The sequence below is a fragment of the Stenotrophomonas sp. Steno-Z1 genome (assembly GCF_056393175.1).
Genome location: NZ_JBWJPB010000008.1, coordinates 38778 through 58589, shown reverse-complemented (window position 1 = coordinate 58589; position 19812 = coordinate 38778). Strand labels below are relative to the sequence as shown.

Genomic DNA, 19812 nt, shown 5'->3' with positions numbered 1-19812 from the left:
TGAACGCCAGACCCAAGGAAAAAAGCCCGGCGCATTGGCCGGGCTTTCTCGTCACGCATCAACCGCGCATCACACCCGGCCGAACACCAGCGCCGCGTTGGTGCCGCCGAAGCCGAAGCTGTTGGACATCACCGTGTTCAACTGCGCCTCCTGGCTGGCGCGCACGATCGGGAAACCTTCGACCAGCGGGTCGAGTTCGCCGATGTTCGCCGAGCCGGCGATGAAGCCGTCGCGCATCATCAGCAGGCAGTAGATCGCCTCGTGCACGCTTGCCGCGCCCAGCGAGTGGCCGGACAGCGCCTTGGTCGACGACAACGGCGGGATCGATTCGCCGAACACTTCGCGCACCGCCTTCAGCTCGGTGACGTCGCCCAGCGGGGTCGAGGTGCCGTGCGTGTTGAGGTAGTCGATCGGGCCGGACAGGTTGGCCATGGCCATGTTCATGCAGCGCACCGCGCCTTCACCGGACGGGGCGACCATGTCGGCGCCGTCGGAGGTCACGCCGTAGCCGACCAGTTCGGCGTAGATGCGCGCGCCACGGGCCACGGCATGGTCGTAGTCTTCCAGCACCAGCATGCCGCCGCCGCCGGCGATGACGAAGCCGTCGCGGTCCTTGTCATACGGGCGCGAGGCCGAGGCCGGGGTCTCGTTGAAGCGGGTGGACAGCGCGCCCATGGCGTCGAACATCACGCTCATCGACCAGTGCAGGTCCTCACCGCCGCCGGCGAACATCACGTCCTGGGCGCCGTGGCGGATCAGGTCGGCGGCCGCGCCGATGCAGTGCGCGGAGGTCGCGCAGGCGGCGGACAGCGAGTAGCTCAGGCCCTTGATCTGGAACGCGGTGGCCAGGCACGCCGACACGGTCGAGCACATCGTGCGCGGCACCATGTACGGGCCGACCTTGCGCACGCCACGCGCGCGCAGGATGTCGGCCGATTCCACCTGCCACTGGCTGGACCCGCCGCCGGAACCGGCAATCAGGCCGGTGCGCGGGTTGGCGACCTGGCTCTCGTCCAGGCCGGCATCGGCGATCGCATCGCGCATGGCGATATAGGCGTACGCCGAGGCATCGCTCATGAAGCGCTTCACCTTGCGGTCGATCTGCGCGTCCAGGTCCAGTTCGATATTGCCGCCGACGTGGCTGCGCAGGCCGGCTTCGGCGTGGTCTGGCAGGGTGCGGATGCCGGCACGGCCTTCACGCAGTGCGCTGGACACCGTGTCCAGATCGTTGCCCAGGCACGAGGTAATGCCCATTCCGGTAATGACGACGCGACGCATCAGAAGTTCTCGGTGGAGGTGAACAGACCTACGCGGAGGTCCTTGGCGGAATAGATCTCGCGGCCGTCCACCAGCATGCGGGCGTCGGCCTGGGCCATCACCAGCTTGCGGTTGATGACGCGGGTGATGTCGATTTCGTAGCTGACCAGCTTCGCTTCGGGCAGCACCTGGCCGGTGAACTTCACTTCGCCACAGCCCAGGGCGCGGCCGCGGCCGGGGGCGCCGAGCCAGGTCAGGTAGAAGCCGGTGAGCTGCCACATGGCATCCAGGCCGAGGCAGCCGGGCATGACCGGGTCGCCGATGAAGTGGCAGCCGAAGAACCACAGGTCGGGGCGGATATCCAGTTCGGCGCGTACCAGTCCCTTGCCGTGGGGGCCGCCGTCGTCGCGGATGTCGGTGATGCGATCGAACATCAGCATCGGATCGTTGGGCAGGCGACCGCTGCCCGGGCCGAACAGTTCACCGCGGGCGCTGGCCAGCAGTTGTTCGCGCGAGAACGCGTGGAGACGAGTCATGGAAAGCGCAATCCTGAAGAAGTTGCCATCGGGTGAAGCCGGCCCTGGGGCGGCTGTGTTGCTGGGTTACAAGTGCGCAAGAGTGCAGAGGAAAAGTGATTCAATCAAACGTTTTAACCGTACGCTGGCGTAGTGTTTTCAGCTTGAAAAACGCATGTTGTTGTTATGAAAAGACCATACTCAGGCGTGTGGCTGTAATCTTGTTCATCTAGCAATCCGCTTCCAGGCCCGAGCCTTCCCGACGTGTCCGTTCTGCGCAAAATCATTCACGTGGACATGGACGCGTTCTACGCGTCGGTGGAGCAGCGCGACGATCCGTCGCTGCGCGGGCGTCCGGTGGTGGTGGCGTGGAAGGGCGCACGCTCGGTGGTGTGCGCGGCATCGTACGAGGCGCGGGTGTTCGGGATCCGGTCGGCGATGCCGGCGTTGCGCGCGGAGCGGCTGTGCCCGGACGCGGTGTTCGTGCCGCCGGACTTCGTGCGCTACAAGGCGGTGTCGCGGCAGGTGCGGGAGATTTTCCTGCGGCATACCGATCTGGTGGAGCCGCTGTCGCTGGACGAGGCGTACCTGGATGTGACGGTGCACAAGGGCGGGATGACGGTGGCGACGGAGATCGCGGAGATCATCCGCGCGCAGATCCGGGAGGAGACGCGGTTGACGGCGTCGGCGGGGATCGCACCGAACAAGTTCCTGGCCAAGATCGCCTCGGATTGGCGCAAGCCGGATGGTCAGTTCGTGGTGCCGCCGCATCGCGTGGAGCGCTTCCTGACGCCGCTGCCGGTCAATCGCGTGCCGGGCGTGGGCAAGGTGATGGAGGCCAAGCTGGCCGAGCTGGGGATCGCGACGGTGGGTGATCTGCGCGCGTTGCCGCTGGAGCAGCTGGAAGGGCGGTTCGGCAGTTTCGGTGCGCGGTTGTACCACCGCGCGCGGGGGATCGATGAGCGTGCGGTAGAACCGGACCAGCCGGTGCAGTCGATTTCGTCGGAGGATACGTTCGCCGAGGATCTGCCGCTGGATGCACTGGACGCGGCAATCGTGGAGCTGGCGGGAAAGACGTGGCAGGCGACGCGGAAGACGGAGCGTGTGGGGCACACGGTGGTGCTGAAGTTGAAGACGTCGCAGTTCCGGATCATTACGCGGAGCTTTACGCCGGAGTCGCCGCCGGAGTCACTGGAAGAGTTGCGCGATATCGCGTTGGCGTTGCGGGCGCGGGTGGATCTGCCGGCGGAGACGCGCTATCGGTTGGTGGGGGTGGGGTTGGGGGGATTCCGGGAGCGTGAGGCGGTGAGCCAGCCGGGGCTGTTCGATCATCTTGATGACTGTTGAGCGTTGGGTGGCGTTTGAAGATCTACGTCAACGTCAACGTCAACTGCAACTGCAATAACGTCAAAAGCCGTGGTGTCCTTGTGCCGACGGTTTGGGCGGCGTGGGTGGGGCTGCGGGACACGCCGTGAATCCATCCCTGGAGGCTCGCGTGCGCCATCCATGGCGCACGACGGTCCCGCAGCCCCACCCACGCCACCCTTTGATACCGTGTCGGTGGGCTGGGAAGTGCAACTGCAAGTGCAACGGCAAGTGCAACGGCAAGTGCAACGGCAAGTGCAACGGCAAGTGCAACGGCAAGTGCAACGGCAAGTGCAACTGCGACTGCAACCGCGACTGCAACTGCTGGGAGCAGTACTCTGTTTAGCGGCGCGGGATTTTGCTTCGCGGTTGGTTGCATTGGGATCGATCGCCGACCGTGCTTCATCATCTGGCGGTGGCATGAGCTGCGAACGATAGGGTGCCTCATCGCTGGCGGCAGTTTGCGCCGCAATCGGGTCGCATCCCGATGGATCGCCGATCGTGCCTCAACATGCGGTGATGGTTCGAGCTGCGAAAAGTGCGGCGGTTCTACCTCGCTTCAATCCAATGTCACGGCCACTGCATTTCACCCTTGGCGACCTTCGCACTCACCTCCAACGAGCTGACGCCCTGGAGGGTGGGGTAGCGTTTCTTCATCGCGGCAATCAACGCATCGGCGTTGCGGCTGCGTGCGGTTTCTTCGTCGAAGGCGCGGATGTAGGCCGCTGTGAAATCGAGGGCGCTGCTGTCCAGTTTCGCGCCGCTGGCGTAGTGGCCAGGGATGACGCGGGTGGGCTTGAGGGCCTTGATGGTGGCGAGGGTGGCGAGCCACTCGGCATGCGACTGCGCGCTCTGGGTGTCGGCCATCCAGACGTGTTCGCCGGCGACGATGGGAATGCCGCCGAGGACGGTGCGCAGGGAGGGAATCCAGACGACGGTGCGGTCCGGGGTCGGGCCGTCGAGGCCGATGATGCGCAGCGGCTGGCCGTCGAGGGTGAGGGCGGTGCCGTCCAGCACCTGCGGGATGACGATGCGTGCGGGTTTGTCGGCGCCCATCTGCGGGCCCCAGTAAGCGAGTTTGCCGGCCTGGGTGGCGGTGATGTGGGCGACGGTCTGGGCGGTGGCGACGATGCGGGCGTCGGGGAACGCGTCCTGCAGGGTGGCCAGGCCGAAGTAGTAGTCCGGGTCGCCGTGGCTGATGTAGATGGTGGTGAGGTGCTTGCCGGAGTCGCGGATGCGCTGCACCAGCTGGGCGGCGTCGGAGGCAGCGAACTGGGCGTCGATCAGCACGGCGTCGTGCTGGCCGGTGATCAGGGTGGAAGCCACCGAGAACAGCGCCGTGTCGCCGGGATGGTAGGGCTGCACGTGCAGTGCATGGGTCTGGGCGGCGGCGGCAGCGGCCTGGCTGACGGCGGGGGCGGTCACGCCAAGCGCGGTGGCGACGGACAGTGCGAGCGTCAGGGCGGTGCGCGAGAAGTTCGGCATCTCAAGGTTTCCTGTGCGGTACGGCCCCGGCATCACGCCGGGACCGGGTAGAGCCGAGCCACGCTCGGCTGTTCTGTCGGCGCCGACCACCGGCCGGCGCCTCGGTACGGCCACGCCATCACGCCGGGACCGGGTAGAGCCGAGCCATGCTCGGCTGCTCTATCGGCGCCGACCACCGGCCGGCGTTTCGGTACGGCCCCGCCATCACGCCGGGACCGGGTAGAGCCGAGCCATGCTCGGCTGCTCTATCGGCGCCGACCACCGGCCGGCGCTTCGGTACAGCCCCGGCATCACACCGGGACCGGGTAGAGCCGAGCCACGCTCGGCTGTTCTGTCGGTGCCGACCACCGGCCGGCGCCTGCTTCAATACGCAACCGTCGCGATCTGGCGCACGTACTGCGGCGTCTCGATCTCACTGACGAACGCATCGGCGTAGTCGGCGTAGCTGATCCGGCTGTGGCCGTCGGCGGCCGCGAGGAAGGTTTTTGCCTGGGTGCGGAAGCCGCCGCGCTGCGGACCCGGGCCGATCTCGGCAGCGGGGGAATAGAAGGTCCAGTCGAGGTCATCGACGGCCTGCAGCTGCCTGAGCGTGTCGCGCGCGGCCAGGGCGACCGGCTTGTAGGCGTCCGGGAAGCCCTCGGTATCCACCAGCTGCACGCCGGGGGCCACTTCCAGGCTGCCGGCACCGCCGACCATGATGAAGCGCGGCACGCCGGCCTGGCGCGCTGCCTTGACCAGCGCCGCGCTGACGCTGGTGACGGTGCCGGGCGCATCGCCCGGACGCGGGCCGAAGGCGCTGGCCAGCACATCGTGGCCGGCGATCACCGCCGCCAGGGCATCGGTATCGTCCAGCGCGGCGACGGCCAGCTGGGCGCCGTCCAGTTCGGCCGGCAGGTCGTTCTCACGGCGCACGATGGCGGTGACCTGATGACCGCGGGCGAGGGCCTGGCGGGCGATTTCACGACCGATGTTGCCGGTGGCACCAACGAGGGCAATCTTCATGGGGGCGGATCCGTTGAGGAAGGAAGGCCAGCGTATGCGCCATGAATCGTACGAAAAACCGCGTATAACGGTCTAATTTGTTGCACGGATCGATCAGATGGACCGGATAACCGCGATGCATGTGTTCGTGGAGGTGGTCGAGCGCGGCAGTCTCACCGCCGCGGCCGAGGCGCTGGAGATGTCGCGGGCGATGGTCACCCGCTACCTGGCCGAGGTGGAGCGCTGGCTGGGCGCGCGGTTGCTGCACCGGACCACGCGCCGGATCAGCCTGACCGCGCCGGGCGAGGCGACGCTGCTGCGGTTCCGGCAGATGCTGGCGATCGGCGACGAGCTGCACGGCGAGCTGGCCACCGACAATCCGGAGCCGCATGGGTTGATCCGGGTCACGGCGAGCGTGTCGTTCGGGCAGATCCACCTGGCCGCGGCGGTCGCCGATTTCGTCAAGCGCCACCCGCTGACCCGGGTGGAACTGCTGCTGGTGGATCGGGTGGTCAACCTGGTCGAAGAGCGCGTGGATATCGCCGTGCGCATCTCGCGCGCGATCGACCCGGCGCTGATTGCGCGCTGGCTGGCGCCGTGCCGCTCGGTGCTGTGCGCGGCGCCGTCGTACCTGTCCGAGCGGGGCACGCCGACCACCGCCGACGAACTGGCCGGGCACAACTGCCTGACGCACCATTACGTCGGCAAAAGCGTGTGGCACCTGCAGCGCGACGGCCGTGCGATCGCGGTGGCGGTAGGCGGCAACATCAGCGCCAACGAAGCTTCGCTGCTGCTCGAAGCGGTGCGTGCCGGTGCGGGCATCGCGATGCTGCCGACCTACCAGATTGCCCCGCTGCTGCGCAGTGGCGAGCTTGTTGAAGTGCTGCCCGAGTACGACGTGGAAGGCCTGGGCATCCATGCGGTGTACGCATCGCGCCGGCAACTGCCGACGATCATGCGCAGCTTCCTGGATTTTCTGGTGGAGCGTTTCGCGAGCCCGGATTTCCTGGCGCGGATCTGAGGACGACGTGCGTCGCCTCGCACGCGCGGTGCAGTCAAGTGCGGGTGAGCGGGCGCGCCCAGCGCGCGGCGTACACTGTGCCTTCCCACGTCGTTGAAGCGAGTCGCGTCTTGTCGTATCCGTATCCGTTGGTGGTGTTCGATCTGGATGGCACGCTGGTGGACAGCGCGGCCGATATTGCCGAGGCGCTGAACCGCACCCTGCAGGACTGGCAGTTGCCGCGCGTGCCCGAGGCCACGGTGCTGACCTGGATCGGCGATGGGGTGCGGCGGCTCGTGGAACAGGCCTTCGATGCGGCGGGCAGCCAGACCGACCTGGACGCGGTGATGCCCGGTTTCATGCGTCACTACGAAGCCTGCCTGCTGCGCAGTCCGCGCCTGTTCGACGGCGTCGAGCCGGCCTTGGAGGCATTGCAGGCGCGTGATGTGCGGCTTGCCATCTGCACCAACAAGCCGTCGGCTCTGGTGGCGCCGCTGCTGCAGCATTTCGGCCTGCAGGCGGTGTTCGCCGTGGTGCTCGGCGGCGATTCGCTGCCCGAGCGCAAGCCGAGCGGCGCACCGCTGCGGCATATCGCCGCGCACTTCGGCGTAGCGCCGGAGGCGGCATTGATGGTGGGCGACTCGATCACCGATTACCGCGCTGCCGTCGATGCGGGCATGCCGGTGGCGCTGGTGCGCTATGGGTATCCGCGCGGGCTGGACCTGGACACCGTCCAGGCCGTGGCGGTGATGGATGACCTTCAGGAATTGCTGGCGCTATAGCGCGGGTGAAGCCCTGGTCCACGGAGTAGGCGTGGGGTTGGTGAGACGGCCGGTGGTTGGAGTGTTTTGCTGTTCCAAGGCTGCTTGCGCGCTGTCTTGGGTGTTGTTGGGGGAGCGGGAGCGCGTCGCGCCTTGGTGGCGCGACGGCTGGAAAGGCTGCCGAGCATGGCTCGGCACTACGGATGCCTGGGGTGGATCGGCATTCGAGTTGCCGAGCATGGCTCGGCACTACGGGATGCCTGGGTGGCTCGGCATTACCTCGGCTGGTAACGCACGCTCAGGCGGTACTCGCGGCCGGGCTGGTTGTACCAGCCCACCGTTTCGTACTCGCGGTCGAACACGTTGCTGACCCGACCCAGCACCGACCAGTCACGGCTCAGCGCGTATTCCAGGCGCAGATCGACCGTGCCGTAGCCGGCCAGGCGCACCGTGTTGGCCGCATTGTCATAACGCTTGCCGGCACCGTTGGCCGTGATGCCCGCGCGGAAGCCGCCGAAGCTGCGGTCGATGTCCAGGCGGGCGGTGTTCTGCGCGCGGCGCGCCAGCCAGTTGTCGAACTGCGCGCTGCCATCGGTGCGGTTGCGCGGATCGGTGTGGCTGAGCTGGGCATTGACGTCGAAGCCGGCCCAGGCGATCGCGCCGGTCAGTTCCGCGCCGCGGATACGCGCCTTCTCCACCTGCGACATCATGAAGGTGGTGGCGTCGTAGGTGATCAGGTCATCGATGCGCGTTTCGTACACATCCAGGCCCCAGCGCCAGCCGTCGCCCTGCTGGGCGATGCCGAGGTTGGCGCTCTTGGAGGTCTCCGGATCCAGGCCCGGCACGCCGCTCCACGGATCGTAGAGGTCGCTGAAGGTCGGCGCCTTGAAGGCGGTGCCGTAGCTGGCGTTGAGGCGGAAGCCGCTCCCCAGTTCCATGCCCCAGCCGAGGCTGCCGGTGGTGTGGTTGCCGAACTGTTCGTTGTCGTCGTTGCGCACGCTGGCCTGCAGGTGGTGCGCGCCGAAGCGGCCCTGGTACTGCAGGAACACGCCGGTGTTGTCGCGGCTATCGACCAGGTAGCCGGCGCTGCTGCCGTCCAGGTTGTCCTGGCTCCAGTCGACGCCGGCGCTGACCAGCTGGCCGTCGGCGATGCCGATGTCGGCCTGCGCCGAGGCGCTGTCGCGGTGGGTCTGCGCCGCGCCCAGCCAGGTGCTGCCGTTGTAGTTCTCCGACTCGTTGTCGGCGCGGCCGACGTTGACGGTCAGGTTGAAGCGCTCGCCGGGGCTGTAGCGGACCTTGCCGCCGAGCACCTGCTGCAGCGTCTCCGAGTAGTTGTAGTAACCGTCGTAGTGGTTCTCGCCCTTGGCGCGCAGCGCGGTGCCTTCCACGCTCAGCGCGTCGGTCAGCGCGTAGCCGCCACGCAGGCTCATGGACAGGTTGCGGTAGCCGTCGCGGTCGGGTTCGTCGGCACCGCAGCCGGCGAACGTGGCCGCATCGCCGCGGCAGGCGTTGATGCCGTCGGTGTGCTGGTAAGCGATGTCGGTGCCGAACCAGCCGCGCTCGCCGCTGCCGCCGAAGCCGCCGCTGGCCTCGCGCAGGCCGTTGCTGCCGCCGCCGAGCTGCAGGTGCGGAGCGAAGGTGCCGGTGTTGCGGCGGGTGAAGATCTGGATCACGCCGCCGATTGCATCGGCGCCGTACAGGCTGGACTGCGGGCCGCGCACGATCTCGATGCGTTCGATCTGCGCCAGCGGCAGGTCCTGGATCATCGCCAGGCCGAGGTCGCCGGTATTGATCCGCACGCCGTCGACCAGCACCAGGGTGTGGGCCGAGTTGGTACCGCGCAGGAACAGCGAGCTCTGCTTGCCGAGGCCACCGCTGTTGTTGAGGTTGATGCCGGCACGGCCACGCAGCAGGTCCTGCAGCGAGGGCGCCTGGCTGCGCTCGATCTCGGCGCGGTCGATCACCTGCGCTGGCGAGATGCTGTCCTGCAGGGCGATCTGGGTGCGCGTGGCGGTGACCAGCACCTGGTCCAGCGCGGCGGTGTCGTCCTGTGCGGATGCCAGCAGCGGCAGGGCCGACAGTACGGCCAGGGAAAGAACGCGGGTTTGCAGCTTCATCGATGACTCCATGCACCGCGCACGCCCGCGCGGCAAGGGGTGGGGATGATCGCGCTGCAGGGAGTCACTCGACGGAGAGCGGGCACACGGCGCCGCTTGCCGCCGCCATGCCCGCCGCATCGCAACCAGTCGTCTTCCAGGCCGGTCTCCGGGCTCGCATGTCGATGGCGGTGCCATCGCGCCAGGCGCCTTCCCATGCCAGAGCACAGTGGCGTGTTGCCTGGTGTATCCATGCTTACCGTTGCGGGGGCAGCGCCGGAGTGGCGGCGTGGCACAGGGCCTGACGCGTCACCGGCTTCCCGTTTCAACCTGGCGGCATCGCAGCCCCAGGTCACCTGAAAGTGCGCGCAGTCTAAGCCATCGGCCGGGGGGATGGAGCGCAGCGGTTAGAATATGCCTCGCTTTTTCGATGTGATCTCCATGACCCCACTGTGGTTGCAGCACCCCGGCACCGACGCCCGTGACCCCCACCGGCCCGTCGCAGCGGGTCGCCGGCGGGGCGTGGCATGATCCTCGACCTGATCCGCCACGCCAGCACCGGCCGCGATGGCCACCTGGACGGTCGCACCGACCCGGCCCTGGACGAAGGCAGTACCGATGCCCTGTGCGCCCGGTATGCCGCGCTTGGCTGGGAACGCGTGCTGAGCTCGCCGCGACAACGCGCGCTGGCCACCGCCGATGCGCTGGCGCTGCCGCGCGGGCTGGCCGTGATCGCCGATGACGAGTGGGAAGAACTCGATTTCGGGGACTGGGATGGCCAGGCGCTGGACGCACTGCCGATGCAGCAGCTGTCGGCATTCCACTTGGACCCGCATGCCAACCCGCCGCCGCATGGCGAGAGCTGGGGCCACTTCGAGCGGCGCATCGTGCGCGGCCTGCATCGCCTGCTGGATGAGCCCGACGCGCCGTCCACGCTGATCGTCAGCCACGGCGGACCGCTGCGCATGGTGTTGTCGCAGGTCTGCGGGATGCCCATGGCGATGTGCTGGGCGCTGCGCATCGATCACGGCACGCGGTTGCAGCTGCGCGTGGAGCGCGAAGGCGACCGCCTCTGGGGCGAACTGCTGGAACTGCAGCAAGCCTGATCAGGCGCGCTCGTCGTCCGTGTCGAACGGCGGCGCATCGCCGCTGTCGTCGTCATCGCGGCGCTCGGCGGTGCGGTCGTAGACCGGGCCGGATGCCGGCGGGGCCTTTTTCAGCGGCTTGTCGGCGATGATCGCGTCGTACTCGGCGACCAGTTCGATCCGGCGCGCTTCCGGCAGCTCCTGCCAGTGGCAGTCCTGCAGCGCGCCTTCCAGCGAGTAGAGCAGGTTGAGGCTCGGCTTGAAGCCGGCCCGGCGAACCTTGACGAAGGCGCCGACCGCGCCGATCGCGGTCAGCTCCTCGGGCGTGCGCAGACCGACCTGGCGCAGCCATGCCGCGCTCTTGGGACCGATGTTGCGCAGCTTGACGCTCATCCCAGCGCCTCCACGAAGACCGCGGCGATCGCTTCCAGCCCGGCCTGGTCCTCGGCATCGAAGCGCGCCAGTGACGGGCTGTCCAGGTCGAACACGCCGATCAGCGTATCGCCCTTGACCAGCGGCACCACCAGTTCCGAGCGCGAGGCCGAATCGCAGGCGATGTGGCCGGGGAAGGCGTCCACGTCCTCGATGCGCTGGGTCACCCGCTGGCTGGCGGCCGCGCCGCACACGCCCTTGTCCAGCGGGATGCGCACGCAGGCGGGCAGGCCCTGGAACGGGCCGACCACCAGCTCGGTGCCGTCGTAGAAATAGAAACCGACCCAGTTGAGGTGCGGCAGCGCGTGGTAGACCAGCGCGGACAGGTTGGCGGCATTGGCGATGCGGTCGCGCTCGCCATGCACCAGCGCGCGGGCCTGGGCCAGCAGCTGGCCGTACTGTTCCGGCTTGCTGCCGGTGAGCGTGGAAGTATCGAACATGGGCCGAGTCTAGCAAGCAGCGGGCTGCGCCGGGACCGTCGATAATGCACCGCACCTTCCCGACCGCTACGCCGATGACCGCCAATCCGCCCCCCGCCCTGTATGTGACCGGTACCGACACCGGCATCGGCAAGACCTTCGCCAGCTGCGTGCTGCTGCACGCCTTGCGCCGGCAGGGCGGCCGCGCGGTGGGCATGAAGCCGGTGGCCAGCGGCTGTGAGCTGACCGCGGACGGCCTGCGCAACGAGGACGCCACCGCGCTGCTGGCGGCCAGCGACCCGCGCCCGGCCTATGCCGACCTCAACCCGTACGCCTTGCCCCTGCCGCTGGCGCCGGAGCTGGCCGCCGCCGAAGCCGGCGTGAGCCTGGCGCTGGCGCCGATCGAGGCCGCCTTCGCGCGGTTGCGGGCGCAGGCCGACATGGTGGTGGTGGAGGGGGTGGGCGGCTGGCTGGCACCGTTGTCGGGCACGCTCGACCAGGCCGACCTGGTCAAGGCGTTGCGGCTGCCGGTGGTGATGGTGGTCGGCCTGCGCCTGGGCTGCCTCAACCACGCGCGCCTGACCGCCGCGGCGATCGCGGCCAGCGGGGCAACCTGCATCGGCTGGATCGGCAACGAGGTGGACCCGCAGATGGCGCGCATCGACGACAACATGGCCTTGCTGCGCGCGCGCCTGGCGATGCCCTGCCTGGGGCGGCTGCCGTTCGCGCCCGGGGCGGACCCGGCCGGGTTGGCGGGTTGCCTGCGCCTGCAGGAGGCGTAAAGCGTCCGAGCGTGGCGAGGGAGCCACGCATGCCGTGGCACTACCGTGGCAGAGATGCAGCCACGCATGCCGTGGCGCTACCCTGGCCGGCCCCAACCGGGTAGAGCCACCCCATGGGTGGCTGGCGCGACCATGACAGGGTTCCAATCCGGGTAGAGCCACCCCATGGGTGGCTGGCGCGGAGTGCGGTTGAGGGGGGGCGTTCATCCGCCGCGCAGGGCGCAGGCCAGTCGGCCCAGCGTGCTGATCGCCGCCACATAGCGCTCGTCCAGCTCCTGGCAGCAGGACAGCCGCAGGCAATGCCGGTAGCGCGCGCCGCGCGAATAGACCTGGCCGGGCATGAACACCACGCCGTGCGCCAGCGCCTGCTCGAACAGCTCGCCGGTGTCGATGCCCGGCGGCAGTTCCACCCACAACAGGAAGCCGCCGGTGGGCTGGGTGGCCAGGGTGCCGGCCGGGAAGTGCTGGGCGATCAGGCTGCGCACGCGCCGTACCTGGTCGCTGTACAGGCGACGCAGCCGACGCAGGTGCTGCTCATAACTGCCCGCCTCCAGGAACGCGCCGACCGCTTCGCCGAGCAGGCGCGGTTCGGCCCCGGTGGACTGGAACTTGAGCAGCTGGATGTCCGCAGCGAAGCGCCCGGCATCGAGCCAGCCGATCCGGTAGTCCGGGGCCAGGGTCTTGGAGAAGCTGCTGACCACCATCACCCAGCCATCGTCATCGAAGGCTTTGAGCAGGGGCGACAGCGGCTCCTGGAATTGCAGTTCGGCGTACACCGCATCTTCGATCAACGGAATCCGATGGTGGTTCACCAGCGCGGCCAGCCGCTGCTTCTCGGCCACCGGCATGGTGAAGCCAAGCGGGTTGTGCACGCTCGGCATGGCCACGATCGCGGCCAGCGCGCCTTGTTCGAGCTGCGCGGCGACGGCGTCCACGTCCAGCCCGAGGCGCGGGTCGGTGGGCAGTTCGATCGCCTTCAGGCCCAGGTTGCTGAGCAGTGGATACAGGTTGAAATACGACGGCGCTTCGATGCCCACGGCATCGCCCGGCCGGGTGACCGCACGCAAGGCGAGCTGCAGCGCTTCCATCGCGCCGTGGGTGAGTACCAGGCGTTCGACGCTGGTGTGCAGCCCGAGCCGCGGGCCGCGCCGCACGATCTGTTCGAGCAGGCGGGTAGCGGCATTGGGGCGCGCGTAGGTTTCCACCATGCCGGCGCGGCGCAGTACCTGTGCGGTGCTGCGGGCGAGCTTGTCGCCGGGATAGAAGCGGCGGCCCCGGGGCCCGGCGAAGGCGAGGTCGACGATGCCGGGCTGCTGCTGCGCCGCCAGCACACGGGCCATCATCAGCTGCTGGGCCTGGGTGGTCGCCAGCGAGGGGGCCTGGCGCAGCGAGCGGGTGGGCTCGGCCAGGCGCGCGCTGACCACGAAGCCGGCCTTCGGCTGCGGCACCACCAGCCCGGCGTCTTCAAGCTGGCGATAGGCGGCGATGACCGTGTTGAGGCTGAGCTGGCGCTGGGCGGCGAGGCCGCGCAACGAGGGCAGCCGCGTGCCCACCGGAAGCCGGCCGCTGTGGATCGCATCGGCCATTTCGTCGGCCAGGGTCTGGTAGAGGTTGGCTGCCATCGGGTGCCCGCAGGAATCTGTAACCATACGGATGGCCGAACACTGGCTCTGTATCCGCTTCCTGGCGCAGCCTAGCATGGTCCTGTCAGCGCGCCAGGCCACCGCCGCCGCGCATCCTGGTCATTCCCTCGCGCACGGCGGTGCGGTGTTCGCCGTGCGTTTTTTTTCAGATCAACGGCCGGTTGGAGCTGGCTTTTCGCTGGTTTGGGCGGGTACGGGTGGGCTTGCGGGACACGCCGCAAGTACGTCCCTGTAGGCTCGCGTACGCCATCCATGGCGTACGACGGTCCCGCAAGCCCACCCGTACCCGCCCCAGACAGTTGGCTGGTGCGCAGCGAACAGGCTCAAGCACAGCTACAGCGGCAGCCGCAGCGAAGCATCAGCTACAAGCATCAGCCTTGCCGTCTTTGCTTCGCGCTTCCAGGGTTTTCGACGGCTACCAGCCCACTGTCTGGGGCGGGGGTGTGGGGGGGCGCGGGACCGTCGTACGCCATGGATGGCGTACGCGAGCTTACAAAGAGGTACTTGCAGCGTGTCCCGCGAACCCCACACCCCCGACCAGCGCGGGAGAAGCGCAGACATCGACGATCTACAGGAAAGCATCACCGCGCAGACAGCGTCGACACCAACCTCGGCTTCTCGCGGTACAGCGCCGGGTACTGCTGCTTCAGGGCCGCCACCTTGGGCGCATCGTTGATCTGGATGTACTGCGATTCCGGATGCAGGGTGAGGTAGTTCTGGTGATAGCCCTCGGCCGGGTAGAAACGCTTGCCGCCGTCGACCTGGGTCACCACCGGCGCCACATACGCCTTGGCGCGCTGCAGCTGGTCGATATAAGCGCGCGTGGCGTCGCGTTGTTTGGGGTCATCGACGTACACCGCCGAACGATACTGGGTGCCGCGATCCGGACCCTGCCGATTGAGCAGCGTCGGATCATGCACCACCGAGAAGAACACCTGCATCAGTTGTCCGTAGCTGACCTTCGACGGATCGTAGGTCACCTGCACCGCCTCGGCATGGCCGGTGCGGCCACTGCCCACGCGCGGATAGCTGGCATCGCCCGCGCTGCCGCCGATGTAGCCCGACACCGCGTTGTCCACCCCGTTGATGTGCTGGAACACCCCCTGCACGCCCCAGAAGCAGCCACCGGCGAAGACCACCTGCGCGCGCGTGATGCCGGGTTGTCTGAGATCGGCGCTGCCGCTCGGCGCGGGCACGGTGACCGGCGCCTGTGCCTGCGCGGCATGCACCGGGCCATCCACACTCAGCACGGCGGTGAGCGTGAGTGCCGCGATCACCGCGGCGATGCCGCCGGCAACCAGTTTGTCCATTGCGATCTTCATCGAAGGCCTCCAGGGCTCAACCGAACGTAAAGGCGTAGGCGTGCACACCCGGATCGAGGAACTCGATCTCGAACGTCCGTTCGCGCACCTCGCCGGATTGGCGGATCAACTGATACAACCGGTGCCCGCCGACCTGGCCGCTGCCGTCGGCCGACACATCGCCGCCGGCGGCGGCACCCGGCGGCTGGCCGTCGATGCGCACGCGGTAGCGCACCGGCCTGCCATCCACCGCCGGGGCCAGCACCAGGTGCAGGTCGCGGGCATGGAAGCGGAAAGCGATGCGGCCCCCGGGCGCCTCCAGGCGAGCGTCTTCATCGCCCACCGTCCAGCGCCCGCCCAGCGCCCACTGGTTCAGCGCCAGCGTGGCCGGCACGGTGTAGTCGGTGGCCCGGTCCGGCTGCTGCCCGCCGGGCGAGGCGAAGCTCTGCGCGCGTGCATGGCCGAGGTAGGTCTCCGGCGACTTCAAGTTGCGCATGTCCGCCTGTTGTTCCACCCCATCGCGCGGTGCCGCGCCCGCCATCGCCATCGCCTGCGCCGGCTCGCCGGGCAGCGTGTTGCCGGCCTCGCGCAGCAGTTGGCGGATGATCTGCTCGGACTGGGCGTAGTTGCCTTCGCCGAAGTGGTGCGCGCGGATGCGGCCCTGTGCATCGATGAAGTAGTGCGCGGGCCAGTAGCGGTTGTTGAAGCCGCGCCAGATCGCGAAATCATTGTCGATGGCCACCGGGTAGGTGACCTTCAGGTCCTTCACCGCGCCCTGCACGTTGCCCAGGCTGCGCTCGAAGGCGAACTCCGGTGCGTGCACGCCGATCACCACCAGGCCATGGTCGCGGTAGCGCTCGGCCCACTCGCGCACGTAGGGCATCGCGCGCAGGCAGTTGATGCACGAGTAGGTCCAGAAATCGACCAGCACCACCTTGCCGCGCAACGCCTCGGCGCTCAGCGGCGGGCTGTTGAGCCAGCCGGTGGCCCCGGCCAGCGAGGGCAGGGTGCCTTCGACCGGCAACGGCGTACCCGCCGGTGCGTCGGCGGCCATCATCATCGATCCGCCTTCCGCCGGCCCCTTGACGGGCAGCACATCCAGCAGGCCCTGTTCCAGCTTGGCCGTGCTCACCGTGGACAGGCGGGTCAGCACGCCGGTGTCCCAGCCCATGCCGATCGCCACCACCGCCACCAGCGCGGCCACGCCCAGCGCGCGGCGGATCCACTCGCCCACGCCCAGGCGCTGCTTGAGCGCGGCGAACACCCGCCCGCCGATCCAGATCGCCAGGGCCAGCGAGGTCGCCGCGCCCAGCGCGTAAGCCAGCAGCAGCCCGCTGGTGCCGACGCTGGCGCCATGCAACGCCGCGCCGGTGAGGATCAGGCCGAGGATCGGCCCGGCGCACGGTGCCCACAGCAGGCCGGTGGCGATGCCGATCAGCAGCGAGGTGCCCACCCCGCCGCGGCCGGCGTCACTGGCGGCATCGGCCGATGCGCTCAGCCGCGCGCCCAGGCGCTGGAACGGCGACAGCAGCCGGTTGGCCAGCGACGGCCAGAGCAGGGCCAGCGCGAATACGGCCATCACCACCAGCGCGATCCAGCGCCCGATCTGGTTGGCCTGCGCCACCCATTGGCTGCCGACCGCCGCCAGGCTGGCCACCACCGCGAACATCAGCGTCATGCCCACCAGCAGCGGCAACCCGCTGCGCAGGAATGGCCGGTCCGAACGGGCGAACACGAAGGGCAGCACCGGCAGGATGCACGGGCTGAGGATGGTGAGTACGCCGCCGAGGTAGGCCAGGACAAGCAGGAACATGGTCAGATCCTTCCAGGATGCAGGGGAAAGCGGCGCTCAGGCCGCGCTGAAGCTCATCGCCACGCCGTTCATGCAGTAGCGCAGCCCGGTGGGGCGGGGACCGTCATCGAAGACGTGGCCGAGGTGGCCGCCGCAACGCCGGCAATGGGCCTCGATGCGGATCATGCCCAGGGTGGTGTCGCGGTCTTCCTCGACCGCGCCATGCAGCGGTGCCCAGAAGCTGGGCCAGCCGGTGCCGCTGTCGAACTTGGTGGAGGAGGAGAACAGCGGCAGCGCGCAGCCGGCGCAGTTGAACGTGCCCCGCCGGTGTTCCTTGTTGAGCGGGCTGCTGAACGGCCGTTCGGTGCTCTGCTGGCGCAGCACGGCGTACTGCGCCGGGCTGAGCTGTTCACGCCACTGCGCGTCGGTGCGCATCACCTCGAAGCGACGGGCCGGGGCGGCCGGTGCGGCCGGGGCCGGGCCGCTGCACGCGGCCAGGCCGAACAGGCCGGCGGCGGCCGTCATGGCCCCCATGCCAAGCACATTGCGACGGGAGTAACGCATGGCCGATCTCCAGGTCTGGATACGATGCGGCCATGCTGCGCCCGGCCCGGTCAACGAATCCTCACGCAGGATTAAATTTTCCGTGACACATCCGGGCGCGGATCGGCCGACAATGCAGGCCATTCCCCAGACCGGCCCGCCCGTACCGATGAGCAGCGCCAAGCGTGTCCTGATCGTCGAAGACGATGTCCACATCGCCAACCTGCTGCGCATGCACCTGCGCGACGAGGGCTATGAGGTCACCCATGCTGCCACCGGCGACGAGGGCCTGGCCCTGCTCGAGGCGCAGCCGTGGAGTGCGCTGGTGCTGGACCTGATGCTGCCCGGCGTGGATGGGCTGGAAATCTGCAAGCGGGCCCGGGCGATGACGCGCTACACCCCGATCATCATCACCAGTGCGCGCGCCAGCGAAGTGCACCGCATCCTCGGCCTGGAACTGGGGGCGGACGACTACCTGGCCAAACCGTTCTCGATGCTGGAGCTGGTGGCACGGGTGAAGGCGCTGCTGCGCCGGGTGGAGGCGATGGCGCAGAACGCGCGCATCGACGCCGGTGAAACCGAGGTGGCCGGGCTGCGCATCGACCCGGTCGCACGTACCGCCCAGGTCGAGGGTCGAGCGCTGGAACTGACCCCGCGCGAGTTCGACCTGCTGTACTTCTTCGCCCGCCATCCCGGCCAGGTGTATTCGCGGATGGACCTGCTCAACCAGGTCTGGGGCTACCAGCACGATGGCTACGAGCACACCGTCAACACCCACATCAACCGGCTGCGCAACAAGATCGAGCGCGACCCGGCCAGCCCGCAGCGCATCCAGACGGTGTGGGGCCGTGGCTACAAGCTGGTGGGCGGCGACGGAGACGCGTCGTGATCCGGCTGACCCTGTCCCAGCGCCTGTCGGTGGTGTTCTGCGCCCTGCTGCTGGTGTGCTGCGGCGCGCTGATGTGGATCCAGATGCGCAGCACCGCCATGCATGAGCAGGAAACCGTGCAGCGCTTGTCGCGCGGGCTGGCCGAGCACATCGCGCGCAGCGGTGAGCTGATGGATGCGCGCGGCATGCGCGGTGGCGAGGTTCGCGCGCTGTTCGGCAAGCTGATGGCGGTCAATCCCAGCGTCGAGGTGTACCTGCTGGACGACGAGGGCCGCATCCTCGGCCACGATGCGCCCGATGGGCACCTCAGGCGCGACCGCGTGGACCTGGCGCCGGTCCGCGCGCTGCTGCGCGACGAGCCGTTGCCGATCCTCGGCGACGACCCGCGCAGCGCGACCGGGCGCAAGGTCTTCAACGCCGCGCCGCTGTGGGTGCAGGGGCGCCAGGCCGGCTACATCTACGTGGTGCTGGTGGGCGAGCAGCGCGAGGTGCTGGCCGCCAACATCGCCGCCAACGCGACCCTGCGCACCACCTTGTGGTCATTGGCGATCCTGGCCGCGGTCGGGCTGCTGGCCGGCGTGGTGGCGTTCCGCTGGGTCACCCGGCCGCTGCGCCAGCTGACCCGGCGCATCCAGGCCTTCGACGTGGACGCCGCCGGCGCCGGCACGCCACTGCCGCCGACCCCGCTGCGTCCCGGTGAGCGCGACGAACTGGCCATCCTGCAGCACAGCTTCGGGCACATGGGCCAGCGCCTGGGCGAGCAGTGGCAGCAGCTGCGCGAGCAGGACCTGCAGCGCCGCGAGCTGGTGGCCAACATCTCGCACGATCTGCGCACGCCGCTGTCCTCGCTGCACGGCTACCTGGAAACGCTGGCCCTCAAGGACGCCACGCTCAGCGCCGACGAGCGCCAACGCTATCTGTCGATCGCCTTGTCGCAGAGCCACAAGGTCGGGCGCCTGGCCCAGGCCCTGTTCGAGCTGGCCCGGTTGGAACACGGCGGTGTCGTGCTGGACCGGCAGGCGTTCTCGCTGCCGGATCTGGTCCAGGATGTGTTCCAGAAATTCGAGTTGGCTGCGGAGTCGCGCCGGCAGGCACTGAGCGCCGATATCGCGCCCGGGTTGCCGCCGGTGGTGGCGGACCTGGCCTTGATCGAGCGGGTGCTGACCAACCTGCTCGACAACGCGATCCGGCATACCCCCGAAGGTGGCCGTATCACCGTGACGCTGCGCGCGGCCGACGGCGAGGTGCAGGTCAGCGTGGCCGACAGCGGCCCCGGGATCGCGCCGGAGCGGCGCGACACGTTGTTCACCGCGATGCCTGCGCTGGGCAGCCAGCGACCGGACAGTGGCGGGCTGGGCCTGCTGATCGTGCACCGCATCCTGCAGCTGCATGGGCGTGACATCCGTCTGCTGGAGAGCCGGGAAGGCGCGTTGTTCGTGTTCTCGTTGCCCGCCGCGCGCTGAGCA

Annotated in this window: 18 protein-coding genes and 1 riboswitch; of the genes, 7 read left to right on the top strand and 11 right to left on the bottom strand. The window is 68.7% G+C overall.

The window, feature by feature from the left end; translation table 11 throughout:
- Positions 1–69: 69 nt before the first annotated feature.
- A complete protein-coding gene (fabB, locus tag AC06FD_RS17200) occupies positions 70–1278 on the bottom strand; it encodes a beta-ketoacyl-ACP synthase I (RefSeq protein ID WP_259207179.1) in 1209 nt (402 codons plus the stop codon).
- The gene (gene fabA / locus AC06FD_RS17195) at positions 1278–1793 is read right to left on the bottom strand and encodes a 3-hydroxyacyl-[acyl-carrier-protein] dehydratase FabA (protein WP_038690696.1); all 516 of its coding nucleotides are present in this window, start codon (positions 1791–1793) and stop codon (positions 1278–1280) included. Before fabA ends, fabB begins: the two co-directional genes overlap by 1 nt.
- Before the next feature lie 243 nt (positions 1794–2036).
- Between fabA and dinB the strand changes: the two genes are divergently transcribed.
- Complete coding sequence (gene dinB / locus AC06FD_RS17190) at positions 2037–3119, top strand: DNA polymerase IV (RefSeq protein WP_394164932.1); 1083 nt, start codon at positions 2037–2039, stop codon at positions 3117–3119.
- Between the two features lie 588 nt (positions 3120–3707).
- Here the strand turns inward: dinB and AC06FD_RS17185 are convergent.
- Positions 3708–4622 (bottom strand): MBL fold metallo-hydrolase, encoded by a 915-nt coding sequence (locus tag AC06FD_RS17185; protein ID WP_478078438.1) that lies wholly within the window; start codon positions 4620–4622, stop codon positions 3708–3710.
- A gap of 363 nt (positions 4623–4985) precedes the next feature.
- Positions 4986–5624, bottom strand: a complete 639-nt coding sequence (locus AC06FD_RS17180) for an NAD(P)-dependent oxidoreductase (RefSeq protein WP_259207171.1) — start codon at positions 5622–5624, stop codon at positions 4986–4988.
- A 97-nt stretch (positions 5625–5721) separates the two neighbouring features.
- On the opposite strand from AC06FD_RS17180, the gene AC06FD_RS17175 reads away from it, so the two are divergent.
- Complete coding sequence (locus AC06FD_RS17175) at positions 5722–6624, top strand: LysR family transcriptional regulator (protein WP_478078437.1); 903 nt, start codon at positions 5722–5724, stop codon at positions 6622–6624.
- Between the two features lie 110 nt (positions 6625–6734).
- Positions 6735–7385: a phosphoglycolate phosphatase gene (gene gph, locus AC06FD_RS17170; RefSeq protein WP_478078436.1), complete on the top strand. Its 651-nt coding sequence runs from the start codon at positions 6735–6737 to the stop codon at positions 7383–7385.
- A gap of 254 nt (positions 7386–7639) precedes the next feature.
- Here gph and btuB read toward each other — a convergent pair whose 3' ends face one another.
- Positions 7640–9481, bottom strand: a complete 1842-nt coding sequence (gene btuB / locus AC06FD_RS17165; protein WP_478078435.1) for a TonB-dependent vitamin B12 receptor — start codon at positions 9479–9481, stop codon at positions 7640–7642.
- 122 nt (positions 9482–9603) lie between these two features.
- Positions 9604–9835, bottom strand: a riboswitch (cobalamin riboswitch).
- Positions 9836–9987: 152 nt separating this feature from the next.
- Between btuB and AC06FD_RS17160 the strand changes: the two genes are divergently transcribed.
- Complete coding sequence (locus AC06FD_RS17160; protein WP_478078434.1) at positions 9988–10566, top strand: histidine phosphatase family protein; 579 nt, start codon at positions 9988–9990, stop codon at positions 10564–10566.
- Here AC06FD_RS17160 and AC06FD_RS17155 read toward each other — a convergent pair whose 3' ends face one another.
- On the bottom strand, positions 10567–10938 hold the full coding sequence (locus tag AC06FD_RS17155) for a TfoX/Sxy family protein (protein ID WP_259207161.1): 372 nt from the start codon (positions 10936–10938) through the stop codon (positions 10567–10569).
- Complete coding sequence (locus AC06FD_RS17150; protein ID WP_449336248.1) at positions 10935–11417, bottom strand: GAF domain-containing protein; 483 nt, start codon at positions 11415–11417, stop codon at positions 10935–10937. The genes AC06FD_RS17155 and AC06FD_RS17150 overlap by 4 nt, the downstream gene beginning before the upstream one ends.
- A gap of 74 nt (positions 11418–11491) precedes the next feature.
- Between AC06FD_RS17150 and bioD the strand changes: the two genes are divergently transcribed.
- Positions 11492–12178, top strand: a complete 687-nt coding sequence (gene bioD, locus AC06FD_RS17145) for a dethiobiotin synthase (protein ID WP_478078519.1) — start codon at positions 11492–11494, stop codon at positions 12176–12178.
- Between the two features lie 203 nt (positions 12179–12381).
- Here bioD and AC06FD_RS17140 read toward each other — a convergent pair whose 3' ends face one another.
- The 4 genes from AC06FD_RS17140 to msrB form a co-directional block, all read right to left on the bottom strand.
- Positions 12382–13800, bottom strand: coding sequence for an aminotransferase-like domain-containing protein (locus AC06FD_RS17140; RefSeq protein WP_449336247.1), 1419 nt, complete (start codon positions 13798–13800; stop codon positions 12382–12384).
- Between the two features lie 602 nt (positions 13801–14402).
- Positions 14403–15143 carry a peptide-methionine (S)-S-oxide reductase MsrA gene (gene msrA / locus AC06FD_RS17135; RefSeq protein WP_478078433.1) on the bottom strand — a complete coding sequence of 247 codons (741 nt, stop codon included), beginning with the start codon at positions 15141–15143 and terminating at the stop codon, positions 14403–14405.
- 16 nt (positions 15144–15159) lie between these two features.
- The gene (locus tag AC06FD_RS17130; protein WP_478078432.1) at positions 15160–16935 is read right to left on the bottom strand and encodes a cytochrome c biogenesis protein DipZ; all 1776 of its coding nucleotides are present in this window, start codon (positions 16933–16935) and stop codon (positions 15160–15162) included.
- 36 nt (positions 16936–16971) lie between these two features.
- A complete protein-coding gene (gene msrB / locus AC06FD_RS17125) occupies positions 16972–17478 on the bottom strand; it encodes a peptide-methionine (R)-S-oxide reductase MsrB (protein WP_259207151.1) in 507 nt (168 codons plus the stop codon).
- A 148-nt stretch (positions 17479–17626) separates the two neighbouring features.
- Here msrB and AC06FD_RS17120 point away from each other — a divergent pair, with 148 nt between their 5' ends.
- A complete protein-coding gene (locus tag AC06FD_RS17120; protein ID WP_259207149.1) occupies positions 17627–18346 on the top strand; it encodes a response regulator transcription factor in 720 nt (239 codons plus the stop codon).
- The gene (locus tag AC06FD_RS17115) at positions 18343–19809 is read left to right on the top strand and encodes a sensor histidine kinase (RefSeq protein ID WP_259207147.1); all 1467 of its coding nucleotides are present in this window, start codon (positions 18343–18345) and stop codon (positions 19807–19809) included. Before AC06FD_RS17120 ends, AC06FD_RS17115 begins: the two co-directional genes overlap by 4 nt.
- Positions 19810–19812: the final 3 nt, after the last annotated feature.